The organism is Streptococcus sp. HMSC073A12 (assembly GCF_001812815.1).
Taxonomy (GTDB): Bacteria; Bacillota; Bacilli; order Lactobacillales; family Streptococcaceae; genus Streptococcus; species Streptococcus vaginalis.
Map to the genome: position 1 here is coordinate 77,026 of NZ_KV810530.1, position 21,952 is coordinate 98,977.

A 21,952-nucleotide genomic window follows, 5' to 3' on the forward strand; every position below is an offset into this window, starting at 1 on the left:
AAGAATTTGATAGGAAAAGTTCACCAGAGATGAAATGAATTTTCATTCTTTATCTAGAATGACTTTGAATAAATAATACGTCATAAAAAGGGTTAAGGTAGCTAAAGCAAACTTCACCCAGATAAGAGGTGCAAAGAAGATAGAAATTCCCATTAGAATATAAATGGAAATAAGAATTTTTCTCTTACGCTCCCGAGCAATGGCACCTGTTTCGTGAAAGTCCGCCACATAGATTTGATACAACTTAGTGTGGTACAACCATTATTCAAACCGCTTAGAACTGCGTAAAAAACAAGTAACAGACAGCAGTAAAAGGAAAGCTTCAACAAGAGCAGCCCCCAAAGCAGTGAAAGCAATGAAATGATTAAATAAAAATTCACATTGACTCTCCTAAATATCAGTCAATGGAGTTGCCGTATCTGGAGATGTATCACAAATATGAAAATCATGCTCAACCGCCAAATCAGTCTGTTCCAATTGATTAACCATTGTGATATGAGCTAATTCTTTGGTATTATTTTCTTTGCTAAGATGCCCTAGATAGATTTTCTTAGTGCGATAACCCAACGTACGAATCATGGTTTCTGCCCCGTCATCATTCGACAAATGTCCTTGGTCAGATAAAATCCGCTGCTTCAGGCTCCAAGGATAAGCTCCACTACGAAGGATTTCAATATCATGGTTGGACTCAATCAAATACCCGTCCGCATTTTCAATAATCCCTGCCATACGATCGCTAACATAGCCAGTATCCGTCAGTAGAACAAAACTTTTATCGTCTTTCATCAGTCGGTAAAATTGCGGTGCAACCGCATCATGACTAACACCAAAACTTTCAATGTCAATATCGCCAAATGTCTTGGTTTTTCCCATTTCAAAAATGTGCTTCTGACTGACATCAATCTTCCCAAGCGCTACTTCCATCGCATTCCATGTTGCTTGATTGGCATAAATATCTAAATGATATTTCCGTGCCAAAATGCCCACACCATGGATATGATCCTTATGCTCATGCGTTACCAAAATGGCATCCAACTCCTCTGGTTTACGGTCAATTTCACTCAATAAGCTGGTAATTTTCTTCCCAGATAAGCCCGCATCAATCAACAACTTCTTCTTTGGAGTTTCTAAATAAAAACAGTTACCGGTAGAACCTGACGCTAAAATACTGTACTTAAATCCCTTCTCGTTCATGCTACCCTTCTAATTCATCTTCTTCCCAATCATCATCTTTGACAGCTTCCTTATCATAAGGCAGGACAATAGTAAAGGTTGAACCTTTGCCGTACTCGCTCTTTGCCCAGATAAAGCCGTTATGCTGCTTGATAATCTCTTTGGCAATGGCTAAGCCCAGTCCGGACCCACCTTGTGCACGACTTCTCGCTTTATCTACACGATAAAATCTATCAAAAATTTTCGGTAAATCTTTTTTAGGAATTCCTAAGCCTTCATCTGAAATCGACAAAATCATTTGGGTATCCGTCGTTTTCATACTGACCGTAATCTTGCCACCGTCAGGAGAATATTTAATGGCATTGTTGATAATATTATCAATCACCTGTGTCATCTTATCTGTATCAATTTCGACCCAAATAGAGTTAATCGGATAATCTCGTATAATTTCATACTTTTTATCATCATTCTGGCTTCTGATTTTATCAAAACGGTTCAAAATAAAGGTGATAAAAGCTGTAAAATTCGTCAATTCAATATCCAAATGACTGGTTGCATTGTCAATACGTGACAAACTCAGCAAGTCCGAAACCATGCGCATCATCCGATTGGTCTCGTCTAATGAAACCTTGATGAAATCCGGTGCGACTGGTTCTGATAAGGCACCTTCATCTAGTGCTTCCAGATAAGACTTGACACTGGTCAAGGGAGTACGTAATTCGTGACTGACATTCGAAACAAACAGTCTCCGCTCACGCTCTTCTTTTTCCTGCTCCGTTGTATCGTGTAGCACTGCAACCAGCCCTGAAATAAAGCCTGATTCTCGCCGAATCAAGGCAAATCGGACACGTAAACTTAAAAACTCTCCATTTTCATCCTGCGAATCAATGGTCAACTCTGGAACTTTCGTAATCAAGTCTCGTAAGTCATATTCGTCTTCGATATCCAACAGTTTTAAGATATTCATCTTTCGTGCTTCAGACTCTTTGACCCCCAACTGCTTGGTCGCCATATCATTGATCATGATAATCTGCCCACGACGATTGGTCGCAAGAACACCGTCCGTCATATAGGATAAAATACTCGACAGGCGCTTAGTTTCTTGCTCTAAATTTTCATGCGTTAGACGGATTACCTCAGATAAATCATTGATACTATTGGTAATATCCGTAATTTCTGGACCACCTTGTACATCTAAAATTTCTGAGTAATTGCCTGCAATTAAATCTTTTACTTTTTGATTCAATTGGCGAATACGAATATTGTCTCGCCTATTTTCCAAGGAAAGCAAGGTAACCACCAAGATGAACCCTAAAATAAGTAAAACAAATACAAAGTCTTTTGATACAATAAATTGTCTAATATTATCAATCATTGTTTCTCATGTAATATCCAACGCCGCGCCGCGTTAAAATGTACTCTGGTCGGCTAGGAATATCCTCTATCTTTTCTCTCAAACGACGAATTGTCACATCAACAGTCCGCACATCTCCAAAATAATCATAACCCCACACCGTTTCTAGCAGATGTTCACGCGTCATCACTTGTCCGATATGCGTTGCCAAATGGTGGAGCAATTCAAACTCACGGTGTGTTAAATCCAATTCTTCGTCATGCTTTTTCACGACAAAAGCATCGGTCAAAATCTGCAAATCTCCAATCACAATTTCTGTCGGAGCAGCTTCTGCTTCTTGATTTTCAATTGTCAAATCTGTGCGCCGCAAAATGGCTTTGACACGCGCCTGCAACTCACGATTAGAGAAAGGCTTTGTCATATAGTCATCCGCACCGATTTCAAGACCAATAACTTTGTCAAATTCGCTGTCTTTGGCAGAAAGAACGATGATTGGCACATTACTCGTTTTCCGAATCGTTCGCGCCACCTCTAAGCCGTCCATTTCAGGCAACATCAAGTCCAAAATCAAAATATCTGGACGTTCTGCTTCAAACATCTCTAACGCTTCGCGACCGTCAAAGGCTGTCACTACTTCATAACCTTCTTTTACCATGTTAAACTTTATAATATCTGAGATTGGCTTCTCATCATCTACAACTAATATTTTTTTCATTTTATTTACCTTTTTCTATCTTTTTATTATACCAAATTTTTCTTAAAATTTACCAATTCAACTCATAACACATCATTTCTTTACTTTACAAATTTAAAACAAATATGTTAAAAATATGACAGCAAAGACAGTCTTTTATATCAAAAAATAGTCCAGACAAAAGCCTTAGACCATTCATTGAATTCTTAGGAAAAACTATGAAACGCAATACACCTGTCTTAACTTTTCACTGCTACTGTAGTAATTTCCTAAAGAAGCAAATGTTCGAGCTGCTTGATGTTCATTTACTTGTCTTTCTCCAGCGAAATACGCTATAACCTAACAGCGTCCCCAACAATAAACAGATAAAATAGGCCACATGATACAGTAAAATCCATTCACCAAAGATCATAATCGTCACAAAGAACATAAGCGTTGCTAAAAGCAAAAAACGGCAAGAAAAACCATATAGTCCAGCATAGACAGCTCCCACAAGGAATGTTGCCAGCGGTGAATATATCAAAACATTATTCACCACCAACCCCTTTCGTAACAATTCGTCCATCGGTATCACGTAAACAATTCCATAAAATAACAAATAGAAAAAGAGTAGTACGGCTAAAAAAGGAATATCGCGTTTCATTTTCCCACCTCGCTAGTTTTGGAATTTTATTTCAGGTATTTCTGTATATTTTTGATTTGTCGTTTAGATGCTTTAAACATTCGCGCTGATCCATTTACAGGAAGGGCTATCGCTTTTTTGGGAAGATAAATGACAGATTTCGCTAATCGCTTACTAACAGACTCCTCCGGATATAAATCATTGTTGAAATCTTTTGAAATGGTTAAATCCAAATAAAATTCATAGACACGACGTCCAAAGTTTTCAGCAGAGATTTCGTATAATTTTGCAGCGAGACTTTTCTCATCCAAATCCGGTGTTGCAATAACAGCTTCCAAAATCGCTCCTGCCAAATCACGTTCTTCATAATAAAGCGTTCCAAACATTTTATCATTGATAACATTGTCTAGATAAGGATTTCCATGCGCAATAATCGGAGTGCCACTCGCTAGACTTTCTAAATACGTCAAGCCCTGCGTCTCACTCGTTGAAGCGGAAATAAAGAAATCCGCTGCTTTATAATACAAGGCTGTCTCACTGGGTGCAATCATTCCTGTGAAAATCACTGCATCCGTAATATTCAACCGTTTGGCTTGCGCTTTTAAGTCAGACAAATAAGGTCCATCTCCTGCCACTACCAATTTCACATCTGGATTTTCTTCTAAAACAGCCGGTAGAGCAGCTAAAACTGCCTGAATATTTTTTTCATACGAAACACGTGATAGGCTAAGCAACATGGTTTCTTGATTTGAAATTCCTAATTTTCCCCGTAAATCAGCAATGTTCTCACTAGTAATTTCTGGACGTTCAAATTTAGCCAATTCAATTCCAGTAGGAATAACACGTTTTTCTACTTTTACTTTGTATTTCATGAGCAAGTCATAAACAATCTCGCTCGGACAAATCACACCGTCTAAATCACTCATAAAACCGCGAACAATGTATTTGACCATGCTAGGACGAATGACCATGCCTTTAGCAATATAACGTACATAATCCTCATACTGTGTATGATAAGTATGAACAACTGGAATTCGCAGCTCCTTTGCAATCCAAACACCTAATAAACCCAAAGAAAATTCAGTCTGGGTATGAATAATATCCAATTGATATTGGCGAGCAATCTCTAAAGCCGTTGAAAAACCGCGATAAGCAATTCGCCGATCTTTAAAGGCAAAAAACGGCACGCTGGGAATTCGAATAATCTGCCAATCCTCATAACGATTGACATCCTTATCTGTCGTTGTAAAAATAAAAACAGTATGTCCAAGCTTTTCTAATTCTGTTTTTAAAGTGCGAATACTAGTTGCCACCCCTGAAACCTGAGGGAAATACGTATCCGTAAAAAGACCAATTCGCATGCTACATCTCCAATACTTCTTGATAAGCATCCACAAGTTTATAAGCCACATCATCAATTGAACGACTCTGCGCCACCTTATAGCCAGCTTCTCGCTTATCTACTTTACCATCCAAAATCTTTTGGATAGAATCTACAAATTCATCTACATTATGCCCCAATTCAGCTGATTGCTCATCAATCCAGCCCTCATATACAGGAATATCCCGTAAAACGACATGTTGATGACTAGCCAACGCCTCTAGCACTACAATCCCTTCTGTCTCCTCATAACTTGGGAAAAAGAAAAGACTGCTACCACTCATAGCTCCCTCAAAAACGGCACCTTTAAAATAACCCGGGAATTCAACATTTTTAGGATGATTAAAAAGTACAAGATTTCTGATTTTCCGAGGAATGATCCACTTGTTAATACTACCCAGCCAAATAAAGCGAACATCTGGCATTCTGCGTGCTACCTCTACAAAGTCTTCTATTCCCTTGCGTCTGAAATAAAGTCCCGCACAGACAACCACCTTATCTCCTTCTTGGGTATGAAAATGTTTTCTAAACACTTCTTCTTTATGTGGATCTTTTTGATATTTATGAAGGTCAATCCCATTAGAAACCGCCACAATTGGTGTTGTAACGCCATAGCCCTGAATCAACTTTTTGGAATACTCAGACGGTGTAATGATAAAATCCGCCATTTGGTACATGTGAGCCAGATATTTTCCAAAGGCTTCCGCAAAAAAGTTTGACCCGATAAAAGAATTTCGAAAATCTTCTTTAGTCGAATGCCCATGCATAATCACTTTTTTTCCTTGCTTTTTTGCTTTGTGCAAAAGTCGCAAACTTCTAGGTCCATAGGTATTGATATGAACCACATCATAATCTCCTGAAGGATCTGTCGTGTAGGGAATTCCAGCCAAATCTAGGGCTTTCATCTGATGTTGCAAAGCTCGTCCAATGCCTGATTTTTCTAAAACCGCTTTACCTTCTAAATACAGTAATACTTTCATGTCTTCTATTATACCCAAAAGATAGAAAAAATAAAACCAAGAAGGGACATCGCATTATAAAAGCAAAAGAAAAAGACCTTACGGTCTCTTCCCTACTTCCTTGTTGAACGGCGCTCAATAAGGCCATGAGCTAATACCACTTCGCGTTCTTCTAGCTCTTCCTTGTGCATAATCTTAGTCAGCATGCGCATACTAATCGCACCAAGGTCATACAAAGGCTGACCAATAGTTGTCAAATTTGGACGAGTAAAGCGTGCTACTTGTGAATCATCGCTAGTGATGATTTCAAAGTCTTCTGGTACATTTACACCCTTGTCTGATAAACTATTTAACAGCCCAGCCGCCAGCTCATCACCAGTCACAAAAGCTGCTGTAGCTTTAGAAGCAATGATCCGTTCTGCTAATTGATAACCATCATCATAGCTGTATTTTGACTCAAAAACCAATCCTTCACTATAAGTAAGTTTAGCTTTCTTCAAAGCTTCTTTGTAACCAGCTAAACGAATCTTACCATTGATATCATCCACCAAAGGTCCGCTTACAAAAGCAATTTTTTGATTATTTTTCGTAAGACGTTCAACTACATCCATGGTTGCTTGCTTATTGTCAATATTCACACTTGGTAATTGATGCTCCACATCAACTGTGCCTGCAAGCACAACTGGCGTCCGCGAACGAGAAAACTCGGAGCGAAGCTTTTCTGTTAAATGATAGCCCATAAAAATGATACCATCTACTTGTTTTGAGAACAGCGTATTGACAACAGAAACTTCTTTGTCATCATCTTCATCACTATTGGCTAAGACAATATTATATTTGTACATCTCTGCGATATCATCAATTCCTTTTGCAAGCGTTGCAAAATAACTGCTTGTAATGTTTGGAATGACAACTCCTACTGTTGTCGTTTTCTTACTGGCAAGTCCACGAGCAACTGCATTTGGACGATAATCAAGGCGGTCAATCACTTCCAAAACTTTTTTTCTTGTATTTTCCTTTACATTTTTATTTCCATTTACCACACGGCTAACGGTTGCCATTGAAACTCCCGCTTCACGGGCGACATCATAAATCGTTACAGTATCATCTGTGTTCATAAATTATCCTTTCTATTATTGAAAATATCGTTTTCACATTCCTACCAAAATCATTTTATCACTTATTGGAAACACTTTCAAGCATTTTGATAACTTTTTGAAAAATCTTGTTCTTTAGGCAAATTTCTAGCAATTTTATCAATGATTTTACAAGAAAAATCTACCCAATCTGTGAAATTTTTGAAGCGACAAAAAAGTTCTTACTGTCCTCTTGATTTTTACTTGTTTTTTTGCAAAAATAGAGGAGTAGAAAGAAGGTAACAGAATGACCAAAATAAATCAAATTATTTCTTATCTAGAAACAGAGAAAACATATGTCGCCGTGGTTTCTGATCCTGTAACGATTAATTATTTAACAGGATTTTATAGCGACCCTCATGAACGCCAGATGTTTCTTTTTATTTTCACAAATCATGAACCACTGCTCTTTGTCCCAGCTCTTGAAGTAGATCGCGCTAGTGCGATTGTTGATTTCAAGGTTGTGGGTTATGTTGATTCTGAAAATCCATGGAAAAAAATCAAAGCAGCCTTGCCAGCGGACAGTGCCCACAAAGTTGCTGTTGAGTTTGATAACTTGATTTTGACCAAATACAATGGACTGCGTACTGTTTTTGAACAAGCTGAATTTACAAACTTAACACCTTGTATCAATCGTATGCGTCTCATCAAATCATCCGATGAAATTAAGAAAATGTTTGTTGCTGGAGAATATGCAGATAAGGCTGTTAAGATTGGTTTTGAGACTATTTCTCTCGATAAAACAGAAACAGATATTATTGCTCAAATTGACTTTGGTATCAAACAACTCGGCTATGAGATGAGCTTTGAGACTATGGTTTTGACAGGTGATAATGCTGCTAATCCGCACGGCATTCCGGGTGCAAACAAAGTCGAAAACAATGCCCTGCTTCTATTTGACCTTGGCTGTATGGTCAATGGTTATGCCAGCGATATGACACGGACAGTTGCTGTTGGAAAACCAGATCAGTTTAAAAAAGACATTTACGATCTAACGCTTGAAGCTCAACGGGCAGCTCTTGACTTCATCAAACCCGGAGTAACAGCTCATGAAGTAGACCGCACAGCACGCGAAGTCATCGAAAAATCCGGTTATGGTGAATATTTCAATCATCGTCTGGGACATGGTATCGGTATGAGCGTACATGAATTTCCATCTATCATGGAAGGAAACGATATGGTTATCGAAGAAGGTATGTGCTTCTCTGTTGAGCCTGGAATTTATATTCCAGGAAAAGTTGGTGTTCGTATCGAAGACTGCGGTCATGTCACAAAAAATGGCTTTGAAGTCTTTACAAGTACAAGCAAAGATTTACTCTATTTTGATTAAAATACTGAAAAAGATGCTAAAATAGTTGATTTAAGGACTGAAGCCTGTATTGGTTTTGGTTCTTTTTATTTTGAACTCTAACTTTGTTGTAATCATCGAATTAACTAATTAACTCGTTTAGTAATTAAATCTGTTTTCAAATCTATAAAGCATCTTAACTTTTAACATACCAAAGAAAATTTTATTGTTCTTGATGCCAATTTCTTTTCATGTCATAAAAAGATGAAGAATTCTTTTCGACAAAAAATAATGACAAAATCAATTTTACATATTGTTATATTCTATCCATAACTCATTTCATAAGAAAAAACTCCATAGTTGAATTTTTAGCCAACTATAGAGATTTGTAGAGCTACTTATTATAGCTTTTTACTCACTATGTACTTTAAAAAAATCTTTTGACAAATAGCCCTTACCCGCCACCATATCATATTGAACAAGTTTCAGGTCTTCTGCAATTTGCCGCCCCTCCTCATCCAAATCTTTTTTATCAACACTTGCTTTGTGTAAAACTTCTGTTAATAAAGCATAATAAGGTGACACTTTTGAATTGGTTTGTTCTAATAATAGAGCTGTGAAGTCACTTGAATTTACAATCGGATAGTCCAATTTAGGCGTCTCATAATTACTCCACACAAAATAGTCGGTCAAATATTGGCTATCTGGATTATTTTTGAAAGCTGACTGTGGATAAAGCCCTGGTAAATGATCTCCATAAAAAACAACTGTAATTTTTTTATTTATTTTTGAAAGTTGATTAAGAAAATCCTTTGTGGCCACGTCTGTGTGGTATAATAAACGAGTATAGTTAGTTAATTGGTCATTTTCATCACTAGAAAAATTTGAATTAGAAGCTTCAATATTATTTGGTTCTTCTTCTTTCCAAGGAGAATGATTTTGCATCGTCATAACAGAGAAAAATTGATTTTGGCTATCTTTCATATTATCAAGAATTAATTGATAAGAGGAACTATCACTATAATTTACTCCTTGATAATGAACATCTAGTCCTTTTGTTATTAAACTAACAAACTTAGAATACCCTAGAGATTTATAAATAACATTTCTAGAATAATTTGTTGGGGCAGCCAAGTGAATAGCGATACGATTCTTAGCTTCAAATTGGTCGCTAATAACAGGAAATTTGTTCATTTTAGGAACAACTTCTGTATAAGCAACAGAAATACTAGGTGACAAATTATAGAATGGTAGACCAGTTAGCGATTGAAACTCCATATTTGCTGTTCCACCACCATAGCCATCTGATTTCATTAAACCACTCGTAGTTTGGTTCTTAATGTCTTGAATATTTGAAATAGGATTTTGAGAAAGCTTAACCCCTTCAACACGAGCAGGATCAGAAAAACTTTCACTCAATATGTAAACAACCGTTTGTTCTTCTATCTTATTTGTTCGTTCTGTATTTAAAATTTGAGAAGCTTTTTGATATTTTTGCTCAATTGCTTTAATTTTTTCGGCACTATAACCCTGAGGTTTATACATGGTGCTGTCTGACAGTTGCGATAACCAAACAAATGCAAGTGAACGAGAGCGAGCATTTATCGTGTTTCCATACCAATTCAAATCTTCATAATTATTAAGAACAGAAATTATAGGTATGTTCTCTTGAATTTTACCGTCTTTTCTATTTGCAAATATCCCTACAATTGAGGTTAGAAATATTACAGTTAACATCAAAATAGAGAAACGATATTTGTAATTTTGTATGATCTTACTTGCTAATATTTTGTTTCTGAAAAAATAATACAAACTTACTATTACAAGAAGTCCTAGTAAAAGATATACTATATACGAAAATCCGTTAATGAATTCTAATAGTAGTTTAGGCTCCTTTAACCAAACTATATCACTAGGTAATATCGGTTCTTGACGAAATTGGAATTTAAGGCTACTTGCTACTGTCACCCCACTAATGACTAATAAGATAAATATTGTAGAAATTAAAAAACGATTAAATATTAGATAGATAATCAAAAAAATAACAAAGAAAATAATAATTTGAAATGGAGTTGCTCCTGTTGAAAGGCGAAATTCTGCATCCCCTCTTATACTATTTTGTATTGTAAAATTAAAAACAATCGCAAATAATAGACTTAATAAGCTCGCAACTGAAAAACTAGCTTTATTTTTACAAATATCCTTTATTGCTTTTACTGAGAAAAAACTAGGAATGATAAGTAGAATCGTTAAATAAACCAGTAATCCTATTAAAGAGAAAGCGAAGTAATCGGTTATTTGAAATTTATTATTAACAATAAAGTTCTTTAAAAAACTAGTCTGCTTAAGAAAGTTTAATGTTTTACTATCTAATAATACGAAATTCAATAATATCTGTGATAAAAAGAATGTTTCTAAAATATCATGATTTTCATTATCAATTCTCAAACTATTGAATTTTATATTATTTAATTTAGGAATATATTTAAAAATAATTGCTATCAACAATGTAGGAATAATAAAAACTAGCGAATTATATTGTAAAAAGTGATTAGCTTTAAAATCCCATAGATTATAAGAAGATACCGTCAAATGCATAGACATTTCTAGCAAGTAAGAAAAAATTAAATAGCCAATATAAATAAATAATATAAAAGCATATAATTTTTTATTTACAAATTTTGATATAACATATCCTAAAAATATTTCTACTGCTAGTACACATAACAAGCCTAGCGTTAGATATGAATTGATTGTTATATTTTTACTTTCTTCTAATATAAAATTTAAACAAGCCCCTATTACATTAAAAAATAAGAAGCTGATTAACAATATACTAAATTGTCTATAATATTTAATTAAAAATTTCATAATGATTGCCCAATAAAATTGATTTATCTTAATTACTAAAAGACAAATCTAAGTAGTCTTTAATAAAGAAATTTCCTCAATGTTTGTTATAAGATAAGATCAACTTGAAAAGCTTCAAGAAATAATTCTTCTTTTTAATCTTCTCAGCAAATATTTAACAGCACTCCCTGGTCCACGATAGATATATTTCAGAGCACCTTTAATGCCGCCAATATTGTCAAAGTTTATATATGTATTTGGCAGGGTATCTGGACGGATATTTAAAACGATATTATCCACAAAAGGAGTGATATAAATCTCATTTTTAGAGATTGCATAGTCATAACGTTGAGACCAAGCTAAATAAACTAAAATTCGCTCAATGGAATGTAGAATGGTATGTTGAGGCAATGGTTCTGCTGGAATATCAGCATCTTGCAAATTCAAATCAAATAAAGGCTTTAGAGCATCATATTTGAACCAAATAAAGGTTCCATAACTCATGATAAATGTATTTAATTGATTGAAATCTATAGACCGTTTAATATTCATTCGTTCCCAAAGTAAATTCATATCATCTGCAAATTTATTCTCATTCCACGGATCAACAATCTTTGTATAACGGAAAAAAGTTGGAATATCAGCAATAACTAAACCTAACCGTTCATCACTTTCCAAACTAGCCATAATTTTATCCGCCGGTTTGATTAACATATCAAAAAGTTCATTTCTCCATGAATCTCCTACCCAATGCGGATATTCTGGAGATTTTTTCGTATGAAAATGACCAATATAATCATATTTTGATAGTTCATTTTTGAGTTTTAACATCGGAATAACATCACGACCGAGATTTCCAGTAATATAAACTTTGCCTACCTTACCACGTTCTGTTAGAATCTTCTCAATTTCTGCTTTCTTTTTCTCAGAATCTGTTGTCAAAAACAAATCATAATCAAAATGAAAATTTTCAAAAGCCGTTAAAAACACTTCCAAAAGATCTACATAATAAGTATGGAGATGCACCGCAACTTTCTTTTGATTTGAATACTGAAGTTGATTATCTTTTAATACTTTTCTATCAAGCAAATATGGAGGCGTTGGTAAACTCATATCAGACATGTGAGATAAAATAAATTCTGTCGGATAATCTGATACCTTTTCAATCTCTTGCAGTAAGTAAGGGGCTAAATGTTGAGTTAAATCAAACGTTTTTATCTTAATAAAAGGAACGTGATTTTCCAACAAAACATGCGGATAATGAATTGTGAAGTTACTATGGAAGAAGTCATCCTTTAAAGGCACTGTATCCAAAATTGTCTGGTATTTAAAACCTGCATCTACAAATTTCTTAGTGTACTGGGTCTCATAATTATCAATAACCTTTTGTACATCTATATAATTTTCAATTGATTGCCAGAAGTTTTGAAATACAGTTGACTGAACGAGTCTCTTTTTAAAAGAAATAAAATAAGATTGAAGATGCTCATTAATGAACAGATTTCTTTGTTTTACTTCTTGATGATTTGTCATTCCCCAAAAATCTACTTCTGGATCAGACTCATATCTTTGATAAATAGGTTCCATATCCCAAAGTGGACCAAAACAGGTATCGTTCATTACGGTAATTGAATCATATTCTTTCAACTTATCAAAACCGACTAAAGCCATGCCATCATGCCAAGCTCCAAAATCATAGCCAGTATTTTCACGTTGAATAAATTCATCAATCAGCTTTTTGTCACGAAGTTTTTCCACTTCAGATAGGCTTAACTGACTATTTGAAATAAAAATAAGTTTTTCAAATAAAGGTCGCATATGTTCAATTTGGTAAAATACATGTCGACTGATATGGTCGTATTTGTTAAAATGAACATAAATTAATAATCGTTTCATTGTCTTCTCCTAAAGAAGTTAATAATTTTAGTCGGAATTATCCAGCGTCGGCTCCCTATAACCGCATTGTGTTCATGAACTAATTCTTGATAATTACATTCTAACTGGTGAATACGCTCTTCCAAATCCGTAATGTTCTCCAGCAATTTCTGGTTAACTTCATTCGCCTCTGAAAGTTCAGTCAAAACTGAACCTTCTTTCATAGGATCAGAAATATCTTTCATTTCATACGAAAAAAGAAATTCTGAATCCTCAACATCATCAATCTGATAATGAAGTTGAGGATCATTTTTCCCGAAAAGCAATTCATTAGAAAGCAAGAGTCCGTTTGTAAAGGCAACTTTCAACTCTGTTTGTTTATGATAAGTTTTTAGACTAACGTTTTTATAATAATTGGGAATCTCAGATAAATCAATTCTCAATCTAGCTGCTTCATGTGGAATCTGAAAATAAAGCTCATCTGCATACTGTAATGGGAATTTCAGACTATTTGTTTCCGAAAATTCTTCATCTGCCCGTGCATAAAAAATCGTAATACGCTGCTTCTTTATATTCAATATGGAATGATTTGGCAACGTTTCTCCTAGCAAGGAGCTAATAGCTTGTAGTGATTTCTCTGTTCTTGTTGAAAGAGATGCTAGATGTGCAAGTAAATTATCATAACACTTATCAAGCGTGTAAAGCTGTTTAGCTCTCTCGCTTGCAAGAACTGCATTATTCTTATTTATATCGAAATTTTCAAGAAAGTCTGCCATCTTATCAGCCAATGAGTCGATATTTCCCAACTGATATGTCGTACCGCTATGAAAATATTCTTTAGCTGATTTATAGCCATCATTATTTGAAACTATTGTAGGAACTCCTCTTAAAATAGATTCAACAAAAACAAGAGAAAAGGATTCAGATTTCGAGGTGCATACACAAATATCTGAGTTTGTCACTTTTTTCCATGGTTGATCATTATAACCCCAAAATTGGACATTAGTTAATTCATATTTTTCAATATAAGCATCACACTCTTCTTTTGTCTCTTTTTGCCAATCACCAATAAAAATTAGGGGAATATCATTGCGCCTAAGTTTTTTATATGCTTTAAGAAGCTCAATTTGATTTTTATTTTCATTTATTACACCAATTGAAATGATTCTTCTTTGATTGGACTCTGCCAAAGCTTCAGTTGTAAATTGTGTATAAGGAATAAATGTTTCTAAATTAGCAGGATTGTTATTTAACTCAGCTAATTTTTGGGCTAGATTTCCCCGTACAGAAAAAACTTTATCCGAATTCTCAAAAATAAACTTCATTTTTTTTGCATAATATTGAAATTCTCTCTCTGGAAATTCATGGATAAGCCAAAAATGTGGGATATCCTCACAGGCCGCTGCTACAGCTCCTTGAAAAACATTTGCTGTATTAGAAATAACTAAATCAATATCTTGCTCAACAATAATATCTCGTATTTCTTTAATATTCTTTTGATAATATATTACCCTTTCTTCCTTAGAAAAGAGACGATCGCCTGGTGCTTCTTCCCACCACCATTTTATCGTAGATAGTGGAAATAAATGAACATTGGCATTCGACAGCTTGCTTTCATAACTTGCATGAGTTGGGTGCCCGTTTTCAGGATAGACGTTGTAAATGTCATAGCCTATTTCAGATAAATAAACCATTAAATTCGTTATTGATTTCTCGGCTCCATTATCTAAAGTTCCAGTTGGAGAGATAAATAAAATACGCTTTACCATATTAAGCCCTCGCTTTGTAAAGTTTTATGTGTGCGATTCTTGCCAACTTCCATTTCTAACAAGTAAACCTGTTGCCGAATCTAGTGCTGATTCGTCATCCTCTGGAATATCATTCCGTTCAATAAAGACGATTGGAGCTTTTGAAGATACGGCAAAGGCTAAAACACGTTTGTCAGAATCACGAATGGTTGCTTCCAATCTTAAACGAGCATGATTTAAATAAGGAAGTTTGCATGTATAGATGACTTTCTTTTCTCCTGTTCCACTAATTTTTAAATCCATAGAATTATCATTGTAATAGCCATAATTAGTGTTTATATCAACGAACGACATAGCAATATGAGTCTCAATATCTTGAAGCTGTGTAAAAGTAAATTCAAACTTCAATTCATCGTCTGGTGTTACTTGATTTGGAGATAACAATTTTACTTCAAAATTTTCAACCAATGCAACTTGTTTCGTTTTATTCTCTGAAGCAGCAGCTTTTTCTTGTGTTGGTTGAATCGCATTATCAAAGCTATATTGATTCGCAACATCATCCGGATTTCCAATCGCCTTAATCAATCCGTCCTCAATCAAAACAGCTTTATTGCAATATTTCTTAACAGCGCCCATGTCGTGCGTAACAAGAATGGTTGTTTTCCCAGATTTTTTTCGTTCTAAGAAATAATCGTTACATTTTCTCTGGAAAGCTTCATCACCGACTGCAAGAACTTCATCAAGAATGAGAACATCACCTTGTGCTTTAATCGCGACCGAAAACGCCAAACGAACTTGCATTCCGCTTGAATAATTCTTCAGTTTTTGATTCATAAATTCATGTAACTCAGCAAAATCAACGATATCATCGTACATAGCATCAATTTCTTCTGTTGTAAAACCAAGCATGGCACCGTTCATATAGACATTTTCACGTCCAGTTAATTCTGGGTTAAAGCCGACACCAAGTTCAATAAAAGAAACCATTTTCCCATTAACAGTGACTTTTCCTTTCTCAGGGACATAAATTTGAGAAATGATTTTTAAAAGAGTGGACTTTCCTGAACCATTACGGCCAACAATCCCAAAGAAATCACCTTCTTCGACCTCAAAGTTAATATCTTTTAAAACATGTTGTTCCGTATAGCCTTTAATCCCCTTAAAATAATTGACTAAATTGGTACGTAAACTTTGCGTTGCTTCAGTAGGAAGTTTAAAATACTTGCTGACATGATCAACTTTTACTGCAATTTTTTTATCTGACATTATAAAATCTCCGCGAATCTCTTAGCATTTTTGTGGAAAATATAATACCCAATTCCAAAGATAAAGAAAGGAAGAATATAGGGTACCATAGCAACGCCTTTATGACCAATTAAATCCCAGCCACGCATGCTTCCTGAAAAAACAATATAGTGCCGCAAATCTTGAATAATCTGTGCCAAAGGATTTAGCATCATGAGTTTTGCAATTGTTACCTGACCACGTTGCAAAATAAAGGTAAGAGAGTAGATAATAGGTGTCGCATACATTCCTGCTTGCATCACCACTTCCCAAATCGGACCAATATCTCTATATTTAACAAATAACGTCGCCAACACAAAAGCGATTCCTGTTGAAAATAAAATCAATTCAACAAATAATGGAATAACTGTAAGCCAGCCAATGGATACTGCTACTCCATTAACCAAAGCAAAGATGAAAACGACCAATAAATTAATAGAGTAGTTAATTGCTGCACCAACAACTGAAGAAATAACAATAATCTCTTTTGAAAAGTTCAGTTTCCGAAGCAAATCACCACGAGAAACGATAGACATCATCCCCATATTTGTAGCTTCAGAGAAGAAATTCCAAGTTACCATACCGATTAAAAGACCGATAGCATAATGTGGCGTTCCATCATCAAATCTCAAGAAGCGCACAAAAACTAAATACATAATCGTAAATAAGAGCAAGGGCTTCAAAATGGACCATAAATGCCCAATCAAGCTCCCTTGATACCGTAATTTAAAATCTGTTTTAATCATCTCGCGTAAGAGAATCATATTTTTTCGACTAAATAAGTCCATCATTACTCCTTATAAGCAAATTTTGTAAGAATGAGTGTTGTAAAGACAAAAGTGTGGAAGGCACGATTCTTTCGATAACCATATTTTTGAAGACGACGTAAGCGTTCCATAAACGGGACTTCCATGATTGTCACAAAATTTTCAATCAGTTCTTTATTTTGAGTAGCCAAAGGCAAAGCTAATAAATTCCTTGCTTGTTCTTGGCTATCTTGAATCAATTTCCAATATTTTGCGAAGAGAATATGCGGGCGAATCCAATTCTGCATTCTTTTTCTGAGGGTTCTTGCACCTAAAACATTATTGGAATGTTGCCGATATAATTCACTTGGTTGGTCTATATAGACTAAATGACCAAAAGCTGCTGCCAACAAAGCCAAATACCAGTCATGCATGAGAAGATCATGAGCTTCTTGGCCTGCCCATAAGTCAGCCAGAGCTTGGTTAATCATCGAAACGCCGCCTGTAACAGTATTTTCTGTTAATTCTTGGAGCAGTTCCGTGTTTGCATGGTCAGACTGTGTACGAATCATACTTTCATGTACGACATTTAACTCTTGATCTACAACTTTTAAATCCGTGTAAACCAGCAAAGGCTGACTGGTATCGTGTTTAATCGCTTCTTCTAGCTGCATTTCTACTTTTTCAGGCAGCCAGACATCATCCTGGTCGCTAAAAAAGTAAACATCTGATGTTTGATATTTCAAAAGATAAAAGAAACTTTTGATAACACCAAGATTTTCGACGCTATCAGGATTCACAAACTGAATGCGATTATCTTTTTGACAAAAATCTTGAATAATCTCACGCGTCCTGTCTTTAGAACCATCATCTCGGATTAACAGTTGCCAGCCTGTATAGGTCTGCTGCCGAATACTTTCAATCTGTTCTGCTAAAAACCGTTCACCATTGTAGGTGGACATGAGAATGGTCACTTTCATGATAAAAATAATTCCTCGTATTCACCCACAATTTTTTCCCAAGTGTAGTGTTCTTTCATGTTTTCTTTCGCAGCTTGACCTAGATCTGAAAAGTCGGACTGTTTATCTACCTGATGAATGCAATCAACTAGGCTGTTTTCTTTCTTATCCCAGTAAAGAGCTGTTTCTTTTGCCACTTGTCGGTTAAAGTCCACACCCAAGACCAAATTCAAATCTGTCTGAGCTAAGGCTTCTAAGAGACCAGGATTGGTGCCGCCGACCTCATGACCATGAATATAAGCAAACGCTTGATTGCGAATATACTTCAATAAATCTTGATCATAAACAGTACCGACAAACTTAATCCGCTCATCTCGGTCAAAATTTGTTTTTTGTTGTAGTTCTTCAAAATAAGCATTGCCTTGATGATTGCAGACAATCAGCAAGTCTCGTTGCGTCTGTGACTTCATAAACTCGTGAATGATGATTTCATAGTTATTTTCTGGAACAAAACGCCCAACAATCAAATAATAATCTTTTTCCTTACTTGCCCACGTGTCAAAAAAGTGTCGAACTTTTTCATCCTGAGCAATTAAAGATGACAAGCGCAAATCGGTCCCATAGGCAATGAAGGTGGTTTTAGCCCACGGATAAGCTTTCTGGATATAACTTTCAATTCCTTGATTGTCCGAAATCACCAAATCGGCATGTTTAGTCATCACTTTCTCAGAATATTTGAGGTACTTTTGAACGGGCTTAGACCACTTAGCGCGTTTCCACTCAAGTCCATCAGGATTGATATAAAAGATACCACCAGCATGGTGAATTTTTCGAGCAAAAGGTGCGATAAAAGCGCCGATTGTATTTCCTAGAATATAGAAAATCGGTTGAGCAATTTTTTGATTGTTCACTAACTTCAAAGCATAGTTAATTGCCATCATATCATAAGCAATAACGCGAGCTGGACCAAGTTTTGGTGCTTTAATCGTAAAACAATCTACGCCTTTGTAATCAAAATGATGATAAGCTTCATCATCTGATAAACAAGCCACATGGTATTGGATTTGAGGAGATATACGGTTCTCCACTAATTTCTCAACAAAGGTTTCAAACCCACCATATTTAGCAGGAAGCCCACGACTTCCGATGATGAATACATGTTTCATGATTTCCCTCAATTCAAGATTTTGCAATCTAATCTATTATATCACTTTATAAATCGTTTGTGTAACATAAAATAGAAAAGAAAAGCAACCTTTCGGCTGCTTCTACCTTATTTCTTTCCTTGTTTATAAAATTCCTTGAGGGCATCTTGCCAAGTTGGGATGACAAAGCCTGTTGCCTTAGCTTTAGCTAGACTCATGGTAGAATTGAGTGGTCGCTTCGCTTTCGCTGGAAACTTACTAGAGTCCACTGGCAAAACTTCGACATCTGTATCTTTTAAAATTTCTACTGCAAAGTCAAACCAAGTCGTATCTTCTGTGGCATCATTTGACAAGTGATAATAGCCAAATTCTTTTTGATTTTCTGCTAAGTACGTCATAAATTCAGCCAACGTACGCGTCCAAGTCGGACGACCGTGTTGGTCATTGACAACAGTCAGAGTTTTATGTGTTTTCGCTAAATTCTGCATAGTGAAAACAAAGTTCTTTCCATAATTTCCAAAGACCCAAGCTGTGCGGATAATGTAAAAACGGCTAGAATATTTCTCAACCAATTCCTCTCCCATGCGCTTCGTGCGACCATATTCTGTCTGAGGGTCTGGTTGATCATCTACTTCCCATTCCTGCCCAACTGGCTTATCTCCAGCAAAAACATAGTCTGTAGAAATGTAAACAAGTGTTGCACCATGCTTTTCTGCTGCTTTAGCAACATTTTCAGTTCCTGTGACATTGATTGCATAATCTAGCTCTTTTCCTTCATCTTCTGCTGCGTCCACAGCTGTATAGGCAGCACAGTGATAGACGAGACTTGGCTTCACTTCTGCAAAAACCTTCTCTACCATTTCGGCATTTGTAATATCCATTTCTGCTACGGCAACTGCCACATACTCTTCATTGCGTTCATCTAAAAGATAACGAAGTTCTGTTCCAAGCTGTCCATTAGCTCCTGTAATTAAAATCATTTGAAATTCCTTTCTGAACAATAAACATTCAATGAACTTAATTATACCAAAAAAAGCAGAAAAAATCTGCTTTTTCTACTCGCTCTTCTCTTTAACCACGTAAATTGGTCTTTTTTTGGTTTCCATGAAAATTTTCCCAATGTATTTACCAATAATGCCAATTGTCAACAACTGAAAACCACCTAGAAAAAGAATAATCGACACCATAGAAGGCCAGCCAGATGTTGGATCGCCAAAAATCAACGTACGAACAATGACAATCATGATAAGGAAGAATGCCAATAAACAGGCAACAGCACCTCCCCAAAAAGCTATTGTCAAAGGAGCATCTGAAAAGTTGATAATCCCTTCTAAAGAATAATTCAATAATTGCCAGAAACTCCAACTGGTTTTTCCTGCAACTCGTTCCACATTCTTATATTCCAAATATTCCGTTCTAAATCCAACCCATGCAAATATTCCCTTGGAAAAACGATTGTACTCAGAAACTTCTAAAATGGCATCTACCATTTGTCGGCGCATGAGACGAAAATCCCGCGCACCGTCCACCATTTCAACTTGACTAATTCTATTGATTAATTTATAAAACATCTTAGCAAAAAAGCTACGAATCGGAGGTTCCCCATCACGCGTTGTCCGCCGCGTGCCCACACAATCCAAATCTGGGTTCTTCTCCAGCATAGATTTCATTGTAAGTAAAAGTTCCGGAGGATCTTGCAAATCCGCATCCATGACAGTCACTAAATCACCAGTTGCATGTTTGAGACCTGCATACAGAGCCGCTTCTTTTCCAAAATTTCTCGAAAAAGAAAGATAACGAACACTATTATTTTTCTGATTGAGTTCTCGTAAAATAGCTAAGGTTCTATCTTTTGAGCCGTCATTGACAAAGATGTATTCAAAATGATCATTTAGCTGAAATTTATTTTTTTCCATTTCCGCATAAAACAACGGAAGCGACTCTTCCTCGTTAAAACAAGGAACGATGATTGAAATTGTCATTTTAGCCTCCTTATGTTGTTAAATATATTCTAACATAAAAATAAAAAGTTAGGAATAAAGCCTAACTTTAAAAGGACTATTTAAAAATAAATGATTTGCTAACTATTCACAAGCGACCCCATCTCCATCTCTATCCAATTTACTACTATAACCAGGCTGTCCACGATAAATAGGAGTTACACCGGCTCTTCGAGCAGCTTCACAATTTGGATACATTTCTGGATTAGCTATATTTCCTGAATTAGAAGACGATTGATGAGAGGTTGGAGCTCCTAACCCAATAGCATACCAACTAATACCTTCATAACGCCAACCAACGTGAGTTAAATGCACTTTTTCTGCTTCAGATAATGTGTAATGATGACTACCTGCTCTAGCATTTGGATTATAAAGTCTATACAATGGATACTGGCCAGAAGATTTCCAAGCCACTCCTTCATATCTCCATCCTGACTTAATCAGAAAATCTCTTTCATTAGCATTCAAAGTATAATGATGATCGCCAGCATTAGGATTGTACATTCTATATACATCTTGTCCTTGCAAAGGAGCAACCCAACCACTCCCCTCATAACGCCAGCCAACTCTTGAAAGCATTTCTTTTTCATTCCAATTAGCTGTATAAAAATGTTCGCCACTATTTGGATTATACAGACGGTACATTTCTAAGCCTCAATTGTCAGCGCTAGCCTTTTCAACTCCTAACAGTATCATTAATATCAATAAAACAAAACCGCTTAGTGCTTTTTTCATTTT

18 protein-coding genes and 1 pseudogene are annotated in these 21,952 nt (G+C 35.7%); 1 reads left to right on the top strand and 18 read right to left on the bottom strand.

Going from position 1 to position 21,952, the window contains the following annotated elements:
- Nucleotides 1-42: 42 nt before the first annotated feature.
- From HMPREF2876_RS03235 to ccpA, 8 genes and pseudogenes are all read right to left on the bottom strand, one after another.
- Nucleotides 43-357, bottom strand: a pseudogene (locus tag HMPREF2876_RS03235) (YbaN family protein).
- Nucleotides 358-390: 33 nt separating this feature from the next.
- The gene (locus tag HMPREF2876_RS03240; RefSeq protein ID WP_024051857.1) at nt 391-1,194 is read right to left on the bottom strand and encodes an MBL fold metallo-hydrolase; all 804 of its coding nucleotides are present in this window, start codon (nt 1,192-1,194) and stop codon (nt 391-393) included.
- A 1-nt stretch (nt 1,195) separates the two neighbouring features.
- Entirely contained in the window at nt 1,196-2,548 is a 1,353-nt protein-coding gene (gene vicK / locus HMPREF2876_RS03245; protein WP_070584165.1) for a cell wall metabolism sensor histidine kinase VicK, read from the bottom strand.
- The gene (gene yycF / locus HMPREF2876_RS03250) at nt 2,541-3,242 is read right to left on the bottom strand and encodes a response regulator YycF (protein WP_022526268.1); all 702 of its coding nucleotides are present in this window, start codon (nt 3,240-3,242) and stop codon (nt 2,541-2,543) included. The genes vicK and yycF overlap by 8 nt, the downstream gene beginning before the upstream one ends.
- 280 nt (nt 3,243-3,522) lie before the next feature.
- Complete coding sequence (locus tag HMPREF2876_RS03255; RefSeq protein WP_070584168.1) at nt 3,523-3,864, bottom strand: hypothetical protein; 342 nt, start codon at nt 3,862-3,864, stop codon at nt 3,523-3,525.
- A gap of 26 nt (nt 3,865-3,890) precedes the next feature.
- Complete coding sequence (locus HMPREF2876_RS03260; RefSeq protein WP_024051859.1) at nt 3,891-5,204, bottom strand: glycosyltransferase family 4 protein; 1,314 nt, start codon at nt 5,202-5,204, stop codon at nt 3,891-3,893.
- A 1-nt stretch (nt 5,205) separates the two neighbouring features.
- Nucleotides 5,206-6,204 (bottom strand): LTA glycolipid anchor biosynthesis glycosyltransferase, IagA/BgsA family, encoded by a 999-nt coding sequence (locus HMPREF2876_RS03265; RefSeq protein WP_024051860.1) that lies wholly within the window; start codon nt 6,202-6,204, stop codon nt 5,206-5,208.
- Nucleotides 6,205-6,296: 92 nt separating this feature from the next.
- Complete coding sequence (gene ccpA, locus HMPREF2876_RS03270; protein ID WP_070584170.1) at nt 6,297-7,301, bottom strand: catabolite control protein A; 1,005 nt, start codon at nt 7,299-7,301, stop codon at nt 6,297-6,299.
- A 265-nt stretch (nt 7,302-7,566) separates the two neighbouring features.
- Here ccpA and HMPREF2876_RS03275 point away from each other — a divergent pair, with 265 nt between their 5' ends.
- On the top strand, nt 7,567-8,649 hold the full coding sequence (locus HMPREF2876_RS03275; protein WP_070584174.1) for a M24 family metallopeptidase: 1,083 nt from the start codon (nt 7,567-7,569) through the stop codon (nt 8,647-8,649).
- A 369-nt stretch (nt 8,650-9,018) separates the two neighbouring features.
- Here HMPREF2876_RS03275 and HMPREF2876_RS03280 read toward each other — a convergent pair whose 3' ends face one another.
- From HMPREF2876_RS03280 to HMPREF2876_RS03325, 10 genes are all read right to left on the bottom strand, one after another.
- Entirely contained in the window at nt 9,019-11,478 is a 2,460-nt protein-coding gene (locus HMPREF2876_RS03280; RefSeq protein WP_070584176.1) for an LTA synthase family protein, read from the bottom strand.
- Between the two features lie 114 nt (nt 11,479-11,592).
- The gene (locus HMPREF2876_RS03285; RefSeq protein ID WP_070584178.1) at nt 11,593-13,353 is read right to left on the bottom strand and encodes a rhamnan synthesis F family protein; all 1,761 of its coding nucleotides are present in this window, start codon (nt 13,351-13,353) and stop codon (nt 11,593-11,595) included.
- Nucleotides 13,350-15,101 (bottom strand): glycosyltransferase family 4 protein, encoded by a 1,752-nt coding sequence (locus tag HMPREF2876_RS03290; protein ID WP_070584179.1) that lies wholly within the window; start codon nt 15,099-15,101, stop codon nt 13,350-13,352. Before HMPREF2876_RS03290 ends, HMPREF2876_RS03285 begins: the two co-directional genes overlap by 4 nt.
- A 24-nt stretch (nt 15,102-15,125) precedes the next feature.
- Entirely contained in the window at nt 15,126-16,346 is a 1,221-nt protein-coding gene (locus HMPREF2876_RS03295) for an ABC transporter ATP-binding protein (protein ID WP_003040182.1), read from the bottom strand.
- Nucleotides 16,346-17,152, bottom strand: coding sequence for an ABC transporter permease (locus HMPREF2876_RS03300; RefSeq protein WP_003040405.1), 807 nt, complete (start codon nt 17,150-17,152; stop codon nt 16,346-16,348). Before HMPREF2876_RS03300 ends, HMPREF2876_RS03295 begins: the two co-directional genes overlap by 1 nt.
- Nucleotides 17,153-17,154: 2 nt before the next feature.
- The gene (locus HMPREF2876_RS03305; protein ID WP_070584181.1) at nt 17,155-18,090 is read right to left on the bottom strand and encodes a glycosyltransferase family 2 protein; all 936 of its coding nucleotides are present in this window, start codon (nt 18,088-18,090) and stop codon (nt 17,155-17,157) included.
- Nucleotides 18,087-19,235: a beta 1-4 rhamnosyltransferase Cps2T gene (gene cps2T / locus HMPREF2876_RS03310; protein WP_070584184.1), complete on the bottom strand. Its 1,149-nt coding sequence runs from the start codon at nt 19,233-19,235 to the stop codon at nt 18,087-18,089. Before cps2T ends, HMPREF2876_RS03305 begins: the two co-directional genes overlap by 4 nt.
- A 107-nt stretch (nt 19,236-19,342) precedes the next feature.
- Nucleotides 19,343-20,194, bottom strand: coding sequence for a dTDP-4-dehydrorhamnose reductase (gene rfbD / locus HMPREF2876_RS03315; protein ID WP_024051868.1), 852 nt, complete (start codon nt 20,192-20,194; stop codon nt 19,343-19,345).
- Between the two features lie 75 nt (nt 20,195-20,269).
- Nucleotides 20,270-21,196 carry a glycosyltransferase family 2 protein gene (locus HMPREF2876_RS03320; RefSeq protein ID WP_070584187.1) on the bottom strand — a complete coding sequence of 309 codons (927 nt, stop codon included), beginning with the start codon at nt 21,194-21,196 and terminating at the stop codon, nt 20,270-20,272.
- A gap of 102 nt (nt 21,197-21,298) precedes the next feature.
- Nucleotides 21,299-21,859, bottom strand: coding sequence for an excalibur calcium-binding domain-containing protein (locus HMPREF2876_RS03325; RefSeq protein ID WP_070584189.1), 561 nt, complete (start codon nt 21,857-21,859; stop codon nt 21,299-21,301).
- Nucleotides 21,860-21,952 lie beyond the last annotated feature (93 nt).